This is a genomic window from Pseudomonas sp. NPDC087346, from assembly GCF_044744235.1.
In the GTDB taxonomy this organism is placed as follows: domain Bacteria; phylum Pseudomonadota; class Gammaproteobacteria; order Pseudomonadales; family Pseudomonadaceae; genus Aquipseudomonas.
Genome location: NZ_JBIUXX010000014.1, coordinates 1 through 12,824 on the forward strand (window position 1 = coordinate 1; position 12,824 = coordinate 12,824).

At 58.9% G+C, this 12,824-nt stretch carries 14 protein-coding genes; 8 read left to right on the forward strand and 6 right to left on the reverse strand.

All coding sequences use genetic code 11. From position 1 onward, the window contains the following. The first annotated feature begins 328 nt into the window (after positions 1–328). On the forward strand, positions 329–1,216 hold the full coding sequence (gene rhtA / locus ACIOZM_RS11035; protein ID WP_401213229.1) for a threonine/homoserine exporter RhtA: 888 nt from the start codon (positions 329–331) through the stop codon (positions 1,214–1,216). 170 nt (positions 1,217–1,386) lie between these two features. Beyond that, positions 1,387–1,668, forward strand: a complete 282-nt coding sequence (locus tag ACIOZM_RS11040; RefSeq protein WP_401213232.1) for a hypothetical protein — start codon at positions 1,387–1,389, stop codon at positions 1,666–1,668. 1 nt (position 1,669) lies between these two features. Here ACIOZM_RS11040 and ACIOZM_RS11045 read toward each other — a convergent pair whose 3' ends face one another. After that, on the reverse strand, positions 1,670–2,248 hold the full coding sequence (locus ACIOZM_RS11045) for a TetR/AcrR family transcriptional regulator (protein ID WP_401213234.1): 579 nt from the start codon (positions 2,246–2,248) through the stop codon (positions 1,670–1,672). Between the two features lie 90 nt (positions 2,249–2,338). Here ACIOZM_RS11045 and ACIOZM_RS11050 point away from each other — a divergent pair, with 90 nt between their 5' ends. Together ACIOZM_RS11050 and ACIOZM_RS11055 are read left to right on the forward strand one after the other, a co-directional pair. Next, positions 2,339–3,067: an SDR family oxidoreductase gene (locus ACIOZM_RS11050; protein WP_401213237.1), complete on the forward strand. Its 729-nt coding sequence runs from the start codon at positions 2,339–2,341 to the stop codon at positions 3,065–3,067. A gap of 44 nt (positions 3,068–3,111) precedes the next feature. Continuing rightward, positions 3,112–3,702, forward strand: a complete 591-nt coding sequence (locus tag ACIOZM_RS11055; RefSeq protein ID WP_401213239.1) for a 2-hydroxychromene-2-carboxylate isomerase — start codon at positions 3,112–3,114, stop codon at positions 3,700–3,702. 69 nt (positions 3,703–3,771) lie between these two features. On the opposite strand, the gene ACIOZM_RS11060 is transcribed toward ACIOZM_RS11055, so the two are convergent. From ACIOZM_RS11060 to ACIOZM_RS11075, 4 genes are all read right to left on the reverse strand, one after another. Beyond that, the gene (locus ACIOZM_RS11060) at positions 3,772–5,580 is read right to left on the reverse strand and encodes an aminopeptidase P family protein (protein ID WP_401213241.1); all 1,809 of its coding nucleotides are present in this window, start codon (positions 5,578–5,580) and stop codon (positions 3,772–3,774) included. Between the two features lie 54 nt (positions 5,581–5,634). Next, positions 5,635–6,801, reverse strand: a complete 1,167-nt coding sequence (locus ACIOZM_RS11065; protein ID WP_401213244.1) for an aminotransferase class V-fold PLP-dependent enzyme — start codon at positions 6,799–6,801, stop codon at positions 5,635–5,637. Between the two features lie 205 nt (positions 6,802–7,006). Beyond that, the gene (locus ACIOZM_RS11070) at positions 7,007–7,621 is read right to left on the reverse strand and encodes a LysE family translocator (protein WP_401213247.1); all 615 of its coding nucleotides are present in this window, start codon (positions 7,619–7,621) and stop codon (positions 7,007–7,009) included. A 103-nt stretch (positions 7,622–7,724) separates the two neighbouring features. Then, on the reverse strand, positions 7,725–7,982 hold the full coding sequence (locus tag ACIOZM_RS11075) for a hypothetical protein (protein WP_401213250.1): 258 nt from the start codon (positions 7,980–7,982) through the stop codon (positions 7,725–7,727). 389 nt (positions 7,983–8,371) lie between these two features. Here ACIOZM_RS11075 and msuE point away from each other — a divergent pair, with 389 nt between their 5' ends. The 4 genes from msuE to ACIOZM_RS11095 are packed head-to-tail and all read left to right on the forward strand — an operon-like array spanning position 8,372 to position 12,448. Continuing rightward, entirely contained in the window at positions 8,372–8,935 is a 564-nt protein-coding gene (gene msuE, locus ACIOZM_RS11080; protein ID WP_401213253.1) for an FMN reductase, read from the forward strand. Between the two features lie 10 nt (positions 8,936–8,945). Beyond that, on the forward strand, positions 8,946–10,085 hold the full coding sequence (ssuD, locus tag ACIOZM_RS11085; protein ID WP_401213255.1) for an FMNH2-dependent alkanesulfonate monooxygenase: 1,140 nt from the start codon (positions 8,946–8,948) through the stop codon (positions 10,083–10,085). A gap of 48 nt (positions 10,086–10,133) precedes the next feature. After that, positions 10,134–11,321, forward strand: coding sequence for an acyl-CoA dehydrogenase family protein (locus tag ACIOZM_RS11090; protein WP_401213258.1), 1,188 nt, complete (start codon positions 10,134–10,136; stop codon positions 11,319–11,321). Between the two features lie 23 nt (positions 11,322–11,344). After that, the gene (locus tag ACIOZM_RS11095; RefSeq protein WP_401213260.1) at positions 11,345–12,448 is read left to right on the forward strand and encodes a sigma-54 interaction domain-containing protein; all 1,104 of its coding nucleotides are present in this window, start codon (positions 11,345–11,347) and stop codon (positions 12,446–12,448) included. Here the strand turns inward: ACIOZM_RS11095 and ACIOZM_RS11100 are convergent. Next, positions 12,445–12,810, reverse strand: a complete 366-nt coding sequence (locus ACIOZM_RS11100) for an antibiotic biosynthesis monooxygenase (RefSeq protein WP_401213263.1) — start codon at positions 12,808–12,810, stop codon at positions 12,445–12,447. The genes ACIOZM_RS11095 and ACIOZM_RS11100 overlap by 4 nt on opposite strands. Between the last annotated feature and the right edge of the window lie 14 nt (positions 12,811–12,824).

The following is a 12,824-nucleotide window of genomic DNA, read 5'->3' on the forward strand; positions in this document are numbered from 1 at the left end:
CAGATCTCTCTTCAGCGGGAGGCGAATTCTACAGCGTTACACGCTGCTGTCAACACCTCTTTTTCAACTTCCTTTTGGCTTCGATGAACTGAAGCAACCTGCTGCCGAAACCTACATAACTCTTTGTTTACCAAGGAGTTTTCCGTTTCGACTGCGCCGGAAGTGGGGCGAATTATAGAGACTCAGAATCTGCCGTCAACCGTTAATTTCGCTTTTCGCCGAGAGATGGAAAAAACCTGCTTATATATAGACGCGACCTACGTCAGTGCGCACTATATTGCCCAACATCCGCCCTAGACCACGCCCTCACTTCGGACGACGCCTCGTAATGACTGACCAACCCCGCTCGCTGGCCACATTGTTGTTCCCGGTTGGCCTGCTATTAATAGCCATGGCATCGATCCAGACCGGCGCATCTCTGGCCAAGAGCATGTTCCCGATAGTAGGCGCACAGGGAACCACCACCCTGCGACTGATTTTCGCCAGCGTGATCATGCTGCTGATACTGCGTCCATGGCGAGCCAGGCTGACCGCGAAATCCCTGAAGACCGTGATCGTCTACGGCATGGCCCTGGGCGGGATGAATTTCCTCTTCTATATGTCATTGCAAACGGTGCCCCTGGGCATCGCCGTTGCCCTTGAATTCACCGGACCTCTGGCCGTAGCCATTTATGCATCTCGGCGAGCGATCGACTTCGTCTGGATTGCACTGGCAGCCGCAGGCTTGCTGTTATTGATACCGACGGGAGCCACAACATCGGGTATCGATCCGGTAGGCGCTGGTTATGCATTGGGCGCCGGCGTGTGCTGGGCACTGTACATTCTGTTCGGCCAGAAGGCTGGTGCTGACAACGGCGTCACAACCGCAGCTCTGGGCGTAATGATCGCAGCGCTCTTCGTCGCGCCTATCGGTATTGTCCATGCAGGCGCTGCATTGCTGACGCCTTCGCTGATCCCGATCGCGATTGGCGTCGCCATCTTATCCACCGCCCTGCCCTATACCCTGGAAATGGTCGCGCTCACTCGAATGCCAGCTCGCACTTTCGGCACTCTGATGAGTATCGAGCCAGCATTCGGCGCGCTGTCGGGCCTATTGTTCCTGCATGAATACCTGACGTTGTCACAATGGATGGCAATCATGTGCATTATTCTGGCGTCCGTTGGCGCGACCATGACCATGGGCAGTGCCGCCAAGCCTGCGATTGCGGCAGATTGAAACGGGATTTGACGAAGGTCTGGCAATTGATGCGCATTTAGGCCATGTTTAGCCACGTAACTCAGTGCCAGGCATGGATTTTTTAAAGACAGGGATATCAGAACGCTTAAAGCGCGAGCGAATGCAAGCAGACCCGAGCGCCAGACTCGTGGCCGCTATTAAGGACAGTAATGAAACGAATTTTGATACTGATCGCTGTATTGGCAGTTGCGGGTTGTGCAGCGACCTCGAATACCCAGGTAAAACACGGCAAAAAAGGGCTGCACATCAACTGTTCCGGGCTCTCGTCCTCTTGGGACAAGTGTTACACCAGCGCTGCAAATGCCTGCGCACCAAAAGGCTACAAGGTCATTGCCAAATCGGGGGACGCCGTGGAAGAACCAGGCGACTACCCGTTCGGTCTTAATCCGGCCGGCTATACCAGCCGCAGCATGATCGTCATCTGCAAATAGATCAGCCTTGCTGCCCGACATGTCGAGCAGCCAGTTGATGAGCGATCTCCTCATGACTGGACTTCAGCACCGCACGCTGAATGTCCGGCGTGACCAGCATCCGTGCAACCACCAGCGCGCCGACACATTGCGACAGAATCGCCCAGGCGAGGCTGTCGCTCTGCAGAATCTGCGCCCAATTCGCCTGCAACCGACAAATCCATAGCTCTGCCTGCTCGCGCACCAGCTCGTCTGAACGAGCGATTTCCGCGCCCAGAGTGGGTAGCGCGCAACCGGATTCAGGTTGCTCGACATGGGCCATGCTCAAATATTGCTTGAGACAGCGCTCCAGACGCTCACGATCCTGCTCGCCCTGCCCTCCCAATCGATCCAGGCTTTGACCCAGTTCACGTTCGACGATGGCGGCGAACAAAGCATCTTTTGAAGAAAAGTGGCTATAGAACGCTGCCCCGCTCAGGCCGATCGCTTTCATCAAACCGTCGACACCCACCGTGGAAAATCCGGATCTCTTGGCCGAGAGCGCGCTGCTTTGCAGGAGTTTCTCTCGGGTCTCCAGCTTGTGACCGGCGGAATAACGCATGTATTTACCCTCAAATCGACCGCCTTGACGTTGCCCGAATCCTAGCATAACGTTCGTTCAGTTAACGATCGTTTACTAAAGGGCTCAACCATGAATAACAAGAAGGTCGTATTGGTAGTCGGTGCTGGTGACGCCACAGGCGGAGCGATCGCCAAACGCTTTGCCAAGGAAGGGTTCGTGGCCTGTGTGACACGGCGTAGCGCCGACAAACTCCAACCATTGGTGGAAGCCATTCAGAACGATGGCGGCGAAGCCTACGGATTCGCTTGCGATGCGCGCAAGGAAGAAGACGTTATCGCGCTGATCGAAGACATTGAAACCCGGCTCGGCCCTATCGAAGCGTTCGTGTTCAACATCGGCGCTAACGTGCCTTGCAGCATCCTCGAAGAAACCGCGCGTAAATATTTCAAGATCTGGGAAATGGCTTGTTTCTCAGGGTTTCTCAATGCCCGTGAAGTAGCCAAACGCATGGTCACCCGCGAACGCGGCACCATCCTGTTTACCGGCGCCACTGCCGGACTGCGCGGTGCTTCTGGATTTGCCGCTTTTGCCGGCGCCAAGCACGGCATCCGCGCTTTGGCACAAAGCATGGCGCGAGAGTTGGGCCCACGCGGTATCCACATAGCCCACGTCGTGGTCGATGGCGCCATCGATACGGACTTTATCCGCAGCAACTTCCCTGAGAAGTATGCGACCAAGGATCAGGATGGCATCCTCAACCCTGACCATATCGCCGAAAACTACTGGTATTTGCACAGCCAACCACGGGACGCCTGGACCTTTGAGCTAGACCTGCGCCCGTGGAACGAACGCTGGTAAGCCTTCTATCCTGCAAACCAATAACAAAACAGAGAACAGTGCACATGAGCAAGACCGTGGAGTTCTACTTCGACCTCGGCAGCCCCGCCACTTATCTGGCTTACACCCAACTGCCGAAGATCTGCGCCGAGAACAACAGTCAACTGGTCTACATCCCGATGCTGCTCGGTGGTGTATTCAAGGCAACCGGTAACGCGTCACCGGCCATGATTCCGGCCAAGGGTCGTTACATGTTTGTGGATCTGGATCGTTACGCCAGACGTTACGGCGTACCGTTGAAATTCAACCCGCACTTCCCGATCAATACCCTGATGCTGATGCGCGCCGTCACCGGTATTCAATTGCGTCAGCCAGAGCGTTTCCAGGCGTTCATCGATTGTCTGTTCAAAGCGATATGGGTAGAAGGCCAAGCGCTGAATGATCCGGCCACTGTCGCTGCGGTATTAACCGAGCACGGTTTCGATCCCGATGAAGTTCTGGCCCTCACCGGCGATGAAGAAGTTAAGGCAACGCTCAAGGAAAATACCGAAACAGCCGTTAAACGAGGCGTTTTCGGTGCCCCCAGTATGTTTGTCGACGGCCAACTGTACTTTGGCCAGGATCGGCTGGATTTCGTCGCAGAAGCCTTGCGCTAGATTGCGACCAAAATGACTCAGGCGCTGAATTCAGCGCCTGAGCTTCAACCGGCTAACAGCTTCAGACCGTTAAATAGCCGCCGTCCGAGTAACCAGCCATTCCAGAGCCGCGCCATCGAGCAACGGACTCAAGCGCTCACGCACTTCAGCGTGATAGCTGTTGAACCACTGCTTCTCGTCCTGGGTCAGCAACGACACTTCCAGACAGCGGGTATCAATCGGACACAAGGTCAGGGTTTCGAACTTGAGGAAATCGCCGAACTCGCTGCTCCCCGCCTCGCGGTTCATCGCCAGGTTTTCGATACGCACGCCCCAACGACCCGGACGATAAGTGCCCGGTTCAATCGAAGTGATCATCCCCACCTGCATCGCGGTTTGCGGTGCTGCTGCGGCCTGATAGGCAATCACTTGCGGACCTTCGTGCACGTTGAGGAAATAACCCACACCATGACCGGTGCCATGACCGTAATCGACGTTATCGGCCCAGATTGGCGCCCGTGCAATCGCGTCCAGCAACGGCGACAGAATGCCTTTCGGGAAATGCGCCCGTGACAGCGCAATCACACCTTTCAGCACGCGGGTACAATCGCGCTTCTGCTCGGCGTTTGGCGTGCCGACCGGCACCATGCGAGTGATGTCGGTGGTGCCGCCCAGATACTGACCTCCGGAGTCGATCAGCAGCAGACCATCACCTTCGATCACCGCGTGCTCTTCTTCGGTGGCGTGATAGTGCGGCATCGCGCCATTGGCGTTGAACGCTGCAATCGTGTTGAAACTCAGCGACACATAATCCGGACGACGCTCACGGGCGGCGGTGAGTTTTTCGTCGATGGTCAACTCAGTGATGCGTTCGCGGCCCCAGGCCGATTCCAGCCAGGCGAAGAACTCGCACAACGCCGCGCCATCCTGCTCCATCGCCTGACGGATATGCGCCGCGTCAGCCTGACTCTTTTGCGACTTGGCCAACGTGGTCGGGTTCAGACCTTCGACCAGGGTCACGCCGCTATCGAGGTTATCCAGCAAACCACTGGTGATCCGCGCCGGATCAACCAGCAGGCTCGCGCCGCTCGGCACAGCACGCAGGGCGTCGACGACTTCGTGGTAATCACGCAGTGTCACGCCGTCACGCTCCAGCACCGCACGTAAATCTGCATCGACCTTGTTCAGTGCCACGAACAGCGTCGCTTGCTGCTGGCTGATCAGTGCGAAGGATACGAATACCGGGTTGAACGAGACATCGCCGCCACGCAGGTTGAACAACCATGCGATGTCGTCGAGGGTGGCAATAAAGTGCCAATCGGCCCCGCGCTCTTGCAAGGTTTCGCGCAGTTTGGCGAGCTTCTCGCCACGACTGACGGTCGCTTGCGGTGGCAGATGTTGATAGATCGCTGCGGTCGGCAGACTCGGGCGATCAGACCAGACTTCGCTCAACAGATCGATATCGGTACGCAGACGTGCGCCGCGGGCTTCAAGTTTGCTGCTCAGAGTGCGAGCGGAAGCCACGGCCATTACCGCACCATCGACCGCCACTACGCCACCTTCTGGCGTCTGTTCAGCCAGCCAGTCCAGCGGACTCGGTTGACCCGGTTGCAGCTTGACCAGTTCGATACCGCTGCCTTTCAGTTCCTTGGTCGCCTGCTCCCAATAACGGCTGTCAGCCCAGACGCCGGCGAAATCGGCGGTGACAATCAAAGTGCCGACCGAACCATGGAAACCCGACAGCCACTGCCGCCCTTGCCAGTAACCCGGAAGGTATTCCGACAGGTGCGGGTCAGCCGACGGCACCAGCAACGCATGAATGCCTTCGCGACGCATCAGTTCGCGGGTGCGCGCGAGGCGCTGGGGAACCGTTCCTTCGGTCAAAGTCTGGGTACTCATCATGTCTCCTGCCAATCACTTCTTCGTTATTGTTCGTAGCCGGAATTCGGCTGATTAAAGCCCTGTCGCCCAGAATGCCGGAGCACTGGCGCAGGCGGTCTTGATCAGTGCACAAGCCTTGTCGATATCGTCGGCGGTGGTGAAACGGCCGAGGCTCAGGCGGATAGTGCGGCCGGCCAGACGTGCATCGTGACCCAGCGCCAACAGCACGTGGGACGGTGTGTTGCTCGCCGAATTGCAGGCCGAGGTCGCCGAGAACGCAATCGAATGACTGAGGGCGGCGCTGTTGAACTCGCCGTCAGCGAACGTCAGGCTCAAGGTGTGCGGAATACGCTGGCTGGCGCTGCCATTGAGGCGTACGCCAGGCAGGCTGAGCAATTGTTCGAGCAAGCGTTCACGCAGCGCGACAATCAGCTTTTTCTCTTCATCGAACGCGGCGTGAGCCAAGGCAAACGCTGCGCCCATGCCGGCAATCTGATGCGTGGCCAACGTGCCAGAGCGCAAACCGCCCTCGTGCCCGCCACCATGAATCTGCGCCAACACACGCTGCTGCGCCCGAGGGCCGACGTACAGTGCGCCGATGCCTTTGGGGCCGTAGAGTTTGTGCGCCGAGAACGACATCAGGTCCACTGGCAACTGCGCGAGGTCAATCGCAACCTTGCCCGCGCCCTGCGCCGCATCGACATGGAACAACGCCTCACGCCCACAAACTACCTCACCGATGGCCGAGATATCGTTGACGGTACCCAATTCATTGTTGACCAGCATCAGCGACACCAGAAAGGTGTCATCGCGCATCGCTTCGCTGACCGCTTGCGCAGTGATCAGGCCATCGGCGTCCGGCACCAGATAGGTCACGGCGATGCCGGCGTCCTGCAATTGCCGGGCGGTGTCGAGAATGGCTTTGTGTTCGATCTGGCTGGTGATGATGTGCCCGCCGGGCACACCGCGAGCCTGGGCCACGCCTTTGAGGGCGAGGTTATTGGATTCGGTGGCGCCGGAGGTCCAGACAATCTGTTCGGCTTGCGCGCCGACCAGTTCGGCGACCTGTCGGCGCGCCTGCTCGACCGTTTGCCGGGCCTGCTGACCGAAGGCGTGGGAGCTGGAGGCCGGGTTGCCGAAATTACCGTTGAAACCCAGACACTCGATCATCACCTGGATGACCCGCTCGTCCACCGGAGTGGTGGCGGCGTAATCGAAATACAGCGGACGTTGATTCATAAAAAGACTCGCAGAGCGTGTTCCGGGATCAGGAGGCTCGTATCTGCAAACGACAAACACAGCCTTGTGAGCTGTGCCGAGGTCCGAGAGCGTCATCAATACCTGATCGGATGCCGTTAAAGAAGAACAACTTCATTTAAAAGTGCGTAGGAACGCTCCTGAAGCCGAGCTTAACAGGCATCGGGCCGGCGATTGAAGCAATGCGTCAGCTAAAGCTTTCGAGCAGCAGCGGGTACAAAGAAATGACCAGCAGCGCCGCCATGCCCCAGTTGAACACGCGCAACCAGCGCGGGTCCTTGAGCACGTTGCGCAACAGCGTGCCGCAGCCGACCCAGATCCCGACGCTCGGCAAGTTGATGATGGCGAAGACGGCGGCGATCACCACGACGTTGGTGAAATAACCCTGCATCGGCGTGTAGGTGCTGATGGCACCGATTGCCATGATCCACGCCTTGGGATTGACCCACTGAAACGCCGCGGCGCCGAGATAAGTGATCGGCTTCGCCTCGCCCTGCTCACTGTCGCTGACCGGCCCGGAGCGGGCGATTTTCCACGCGAGATACAGCAAGTACGCGGCCCCGGCATAACGCAGGATCGAGTACAGCAGCGGATAAGTCTGAAACACCGTACCCAGGCCAAAACCCACGGCCACGACCAGCACGAAGAAGCCGCAAGTCACGCCGAGCATATGAGGGATGGTGCGGTTAAAGCCGAAGTTCACGCCCGATGCCAGCAACATGGTGTTGTTGGGCCCCGGCGTAATCGAGGTGACAAATGCGAACAGGGCAAAGCCCAGCAGCAGATCAAGCGAGAGGTTCATCGAAGGGGCAGTCCGTCAGGGTCATTCAGGTGTTGACCCTATCGCACGCAACGGCGCGAACCCATAGACAGCCAGGTAAAATTTCGAGCAGTACAGTCTGGTTTCAGCTTGGGCGACCGTGCAGCTGTATGGCCCGTTCGGCGCTCATTTCAGCTTTCTTGTCGAACTGCGAATGACTGAGTAATCGGGCTTTTTTCGCATGGTATTCATCAAAGGACAGTCCGCTGCGGTTCAGCGCTTCCATCGCCAGTTCGCGACTTTCTTCGGCGGTATAAGGCCGTTCTTCCGGGGCACCGTGGCTGGCGCAGCCGGCGAGCACGGAGACAGCGAGCAGCAGCGAAACAGTCAGTAAATGATTCATGGGGAGCGTCCTGGCGAGCAATGTTGGTCGATGGACAAAGGCTACGCCCGGGCACGCTCGCGTAGAAATCAACGCTCTCAATAGTGGCTATCAGGATTTGAGCATTCAAAACCGCATATTCACTAATCGAATATAAATATCGATTAACGTTCTTTTACGGAATAACCAACAGCCTTTATAAATCCCTGCATGCGCTCGGCACTGTTGTCCGAGCAACTGTTGCTCAGGCAACAGCGGTTCAACAAATCCACCTGAATCATCTGCAACCGACCGCCATAGACACGCTCAACACCCCGTAAACCGGGGCTTAACGGAATTGGTACAGCGTTTGCTCAAGCCTGAGCACTAACTCACTGCTCGCTGAGCAACTGTTGAAAAAGGAACTGATCATGTCGCGTCCCCTGAAAGTTGTCGCCCTGTCCGGCGGTACCTGGCGTCCATCGCGCACTCTGGTGCTGACTCAAGCCCTGTTGAGCGAACTGGCCGGGCATTTGCCGATCGAGAGTCATCTGATCGAACTCGGTGACATCGCCCGCCCGCTCGGCAGCGCCCTATCGCGCCAGGAACTGAGTGCCGAAGTCGAAGCTGAACTGCAAGCCATCGAACAGGCCGATTTGCTGATCGTTGCCGCGCCGGTGTATCGCGGTTCCTACCCGGGCCTGCTCAAGCATCTGTTCGACCTGATCGACCTCAATGCGCTGATCGACACCCCGGTGCTGCTGGCCGCGACCGGGGGCAGCGAACGCCATGCACTGGTACTCGATCACCAATTGCGTCCGCTGTTCAGTTTCTTCCAGGCCGTGACCCTGCCGATTGGCGTGTACGCCACCGAAGCCGATTTCGTCGACTACCAGATCACCAGCGACACCTTGAAAGCGCGGATTCGTCTGGCCGCCGAACGCGCCGCGCCACTGTTCGGCACACAAATCAAACCGTTGCTGAAAATCGCCTGAGGAGCCGTTCATGGATGTTTTCTGGTTCCTGCCGACTCACGGCGACGGCCACTATCTGGGCACCACCCAAGGTGCGCGCCCGGTCACCCTCAACTACTTGAAACAAGTGGCCCAGGCCGCCGACAGCCTTGGCTATCACGGCGTGTTGATTCCGACCGGGCGATCCTGTGAAGACTCATGGGTAATCGCCTCGGCGTTGGTGCCGTTGACTGAGCGCCTGCGTTATCTGGTAGCGATCCGCCCGGGAATCATCTCGCCCACCGTTTCGGCGCGCATGGCGGCGACGCTCGATCGTCTGTCCAACGGGCGCCTGCTGATCAACGTGGTGACCGGCGGCGACCCCGATGAAAACCGTGGCGACGGCAGCTTCCTCAGCCACAGCGAACGCTACGAAGTCACCGATGAATTCCTGCACATCTGGCGCCGGGTGCTGCAAGGCGAAGCGGTGGATTTTGAAGGCAAACACCTCAAGGTGCAGAACGCCAAAGCCCTCTATCCGCCCGTGCAGAAGCCATATCCGCCGCTGTATTTCGGTGGTTCTTCCGACGCTGCCCATGACCTCGCCGCCGAGCAGGTTGACGTCTATCTGACCTGGGGCGAGCCACCCGCCGCCGTCGCGGAAAAACTCGCCGATGTGCGTGAGCGAGCAGCACGCCACGGACGCACGGTGAAGTTCGGCATTCGCCTGCATGTGATCGTTCGTGAGACCGCCGAAGAAGCGTGGAAAGCCGCAGACAAACTGATCGAACACATCAGCGACGAAACCATCGAGTCTGCGCAGAAATCCTTTTCGCGATTCGACTCCGAGGGCCAGCGGCGTATGGCGGCGCTGCACGACGGGCGTCGCGACAATCTGGAAATCTCGCCCAACCTGTGGGCCGGCGTCGGTCTGGTGCGCGGCGGTGCCGGTACTGCGCTGGTGGGCGATCCGCAGCAAGTGGCGGCGCGGATCAAGGAGTACGCGGATCTGGGCATCGAGAGTTTCATCTTCTCCGGTTATCCACATCTGGAAGAGGCCTATCGCTTTGCCGAACTGGTGTTCCCGTTGCTGCCCGAGCCGTACGCGAGTCTGGCTGGACGCGGCGTGACCAACCTGACCGGACCGTTCGGCGAAATGATCGCCAACGACGTCCTGCCCAACAAGTCCTGACCCAACACAAAACCGTGTAGGAGATCTCTTGAAGCAAGGAATCTGCGTGTGACCGCCAAACCGCAAAGCACCCTGTTATCCCCGTTGCAGACCGCGCGCCAATTGGCCGCCGGGTTTGCCCTGACCGCCGTCGAGCGTGACGAGCGCGGTGGCACGCCGAAAGCCGAGCGTGATGCCCTGCGCGACAGCGGCCTGCTGGCCCTGAGCATTCCCACCCGCTACGGCGGCCTCGGCGCGCCGTGGAGTGAAACCCTGCAAGTCGTGCGCGAGTTCGCCAAGGTCGACAGTTCCATCGCCCACGTCTTCGGTTTTCATCACCTGATGCTCGCCACCGTGCGCCTGTTCGCGCGCCCGGAACAATGGCAACCGTGGTTCGAACAGACCGCACGGCAGAATTGGTTCTGGGGCAACGCACTCAACCCGCTCGACACCCGCACGGTGGTCAAGGACTGCGGCGGCTGGCGCGAGTTTTCCGGGAAGAAAAGCTTCTGCTCCGGCGCCACTGACTCACAGATGCTGATCGCCTCGGCAGTGGACGAAAGCGCTGGCGGCAAATTATTGATCGCCGCAATCCCCAGCGGCCGCAGCGGCATCACCCTGCACGACGACTGGAACAACATCGGCCAGCGCCAGACCGACAGCGGCAGCGCCACGTTCGAACGGGTGCGGGTCGAGGAATCGGAGCTGCTGCTCGACCCCGGCCCGTTGAGCACACCGTTCGCCTGCCTGCGACCGCTGATTGCGCAACTGACGTTCACGCATATGTTTCTCGGGATCGCCGAAGGCGCGTTCGAAGAAGCGCGGCAATACACCCTCAGCGAAACCCGGCTCTGGCATAAATCTTCAGCTCGCGAAGTGCGCGAAGACCCTTATGTGCTCGCGCATTACGGCGAATTTTGGGTGGCATTGGAAGGCATTCGTCTACTGGTCGAGCGCGCCGCCGCGCTGCTCGATGAAGCCTGGGCCAAAGGCGCGAATCTCAGCGCCGATGAACGTGGACGACTGGCCACAGCGATTGCTACCGCCAAGGTCGCCGCCAGCCGTCAGGGTCTGGATATTTGCAGCCGATTGTTTGAGGTCACCGGCGCGCGCTCGACGCACGCCTCGCTGCGCCTCGACCGCTATTGGCGCAACCTGCGCACGCAAACCCTGCACGATCCGCTGGATTACAAACTCCATGAGCTGGGCGACTGGGCGCTGAACCAGTCCCTGCCGGTGCCGACGTTCTATTCCTAGCCTTTCCTTGATGGAGCGAGCCTATGCAACTGCTGACCTTACCGCCGTCACCCGCCCTGGCGACGTCGATCCGCGCCACCGCGCAGGTATTCGAAGACCCGAAATCCCAGGCCCTGCTCGCGCATTTGCAACAGGTGGCGCCGAGTGAGGCCAGTGTGTTGATAATCGGCGAGACCGGTACTGGCAAGGAGCTTGTCGCGCGGCATATCCATAACCTGAGCAATCGTCGGCATCGGCCGTTTGTTGCGGTGAACTGCGGCGCTTTCTCCGAATCGCTGGTTGAAGCCGAACTGTTCGGCCACGAAAAAGGCGCGTTCACCGGCGCCCTGAGCGCCAAGGCCGGCTGGTTTGAAGAAGCGGATGGCGGCACCTTGTTCCTCGATGAAATCGGCGATCTGCCGATGGCGATTCAGGTCAAGTTGCTGCGGGTGTTGCAAGAGCGCGAAGTGGTGCGCCTCGGTTCGCGCAAAAGTATTCCGATTGACGTGCGGGTGTTGGCGGCGACCAACGTGCAACTGGAGAAAGCCATCAACGCCGGCAATTTTCGCGAAGACCTTTATTACCGTTTGAACGTGGTCAATCTGGAACTCAGCCCCTTGCGCGAACGGCCCGGCGACATCCTGCCGTTGACCCGACACTTCATCGAGGCCTACAGCCAGCGCCTCGGTTATGGCCGCGTCAGTATCAGCCCCGGTGCCGAACATAAACTGCGCAGCTACAGTTGGCCGGGCAATATTCGTGAACTGGAAAACGTCATCCATCACACCTTGTTGATCTGCCGTAACGGCGTGATCGAACGTGATGACCTGCGCCTGTCGAATCTGCGCATAGAGCGGCCTGACGATCAGCAGTCGAATGTCGATGACTCGCCGGAAGCATTGCTGGAACGGGCCTTTCAAAAGCTCTTCGAACAACAGGCCGGCGCCCTGCACGAGAAGGTCGAGGATGCCTTGCTGCGTGCCGCATATCGCTTCTGTCATTACAACCAGGTGCACACTGCGGCGCTGCTCGGTCTGAGCCGCAACGTCACCCGCACGCGGCTGATCAAAATCGGCGAACTGGCGGTAAACAAACGGCGACTGACGGAAAACTTGCGCGGCGAACGCCTGATTCAGCTGTCGATCTAGCCAACCAGATTGCAGTGCAATGCATCGTCGTGACTGCGGGCGATGCTGCTCAGCACCTGGAACGAACCGAAGGTCACGGTTCGCGCCTGATGGGCATGGATCAACTGCCAGAAATCCTGCTCGCCACTCTCGAAACTGCTGAACGCCGCCTCCCCGGCCTCCCGCGTCTGCCATTGCAGAAAGCTCAGCACCCGCCGGCCATCGTCGCTGGCCTGCACGCTGGCGCTGAGAAAACCGCCGTAGCGCTGGGCCAGACGTTCAGTCTGCACCGACAGCGCCGATACCAGCGCCGATTGCTGCTGCGGTTCGATCTCGAATTCAATCAATTGGGTAAAGCTGCGGTTTTTCGCTGATGACTGCATGAAAGCCCCCACTC

Bases quoted from the DNA above. Each gene is read 5' to 3' on its own strand.
- rhtA (WP_401213229.1), top strand. From the start codon at position 329: ATGACTGACCAACCCCGCTCGCTGGCCACATTGTTGTTCCCGGTTGGC.
- ACIOZM_RS11075 (WP_401213250.1), bottom strand. From the start codon at position 7,982: ATGAATCATTTACTGACTGTTTCGCTGCTGCTCGCTGTCTCCGTGCTC.
- ACIOZM_RS11070 (WP_401213247.1), bottom strand. From the start codon at position 7,621: ATGAACCTCTCGCTTGATCTGCTGCTGGGCTTTGCCCTGTTCGCATTT.
- ACIOZM_RS11095 (WP_401213260.1), top strand. From the start codon at position 11,345: ATGCAACTGCTGACCTTACCGCCGTCACCCGCCCTGGCGACGTCGATC.
- msuE (WP_401213253.1), top strand. From the start codon at position 8,372: ATGTCGCGTCCCCTGAAAGTTGTCGCCCTGTCCGGCGGTACCTGGCGT.
- ssuD (WP_401213255.1), top strand. From the start codon at position 8,946: ATGGATGTTTTCTGGTTCCTGCCGACTCACGGCGACGGCCACTATCTG.
- ACIOZM_RS11040 (WP_401213232.1), top strand. From the start codon at position 1,387: ATGAAACGAATTTTGATACTGATCGCTGTATTGGCAGTTGCGGGTTGT.
- ACIOZM_RS11045 (WP_401213234.1), bottom strand. From the start codon at position 2,248: ATGCGTTATTCCGCCGGTCACAAGCTGGAGACCCGAGAGAAACTCCTG.
- ACIOZM_RS11060 (WP_401213241.1), bottom strand. From the start codon at position 5,580: ATGAGTACCCAGACTTTGACCGAAGGAACGGTTCCCCAGCGCCTCGCG.
- ACIOZM_RS11055 (WP_401213239.1), top strand. From the start codon at position 3,112: ATGAGCAAGACCGTGGAGTTCTACTTCGACCTCGGCAGCCCCGCCACT.
- ACIOZM_RS11100 (WP_401213263.1), bottom strand. From the start codon at position 12,810: ATGCAGTCATCAGCGAAAAACCGCAGCTTTACCCAATTGATTGAATTC.
- ACIOZM_RS11050 (WP_401213237.1), top strand. From the start codon at position 2,339: ATGAATAACAAGAAGGTCGTATTGGTAGTCGGTGCTGGTGACGCCACA.
- ACIOZM_RS11065 (WP_401213244.1), bottom strand. From the start codon at position 6,801: ATGAATCAACGTCCGCTGTATTTCGATTACGCCGCCACCACTCCGGTG.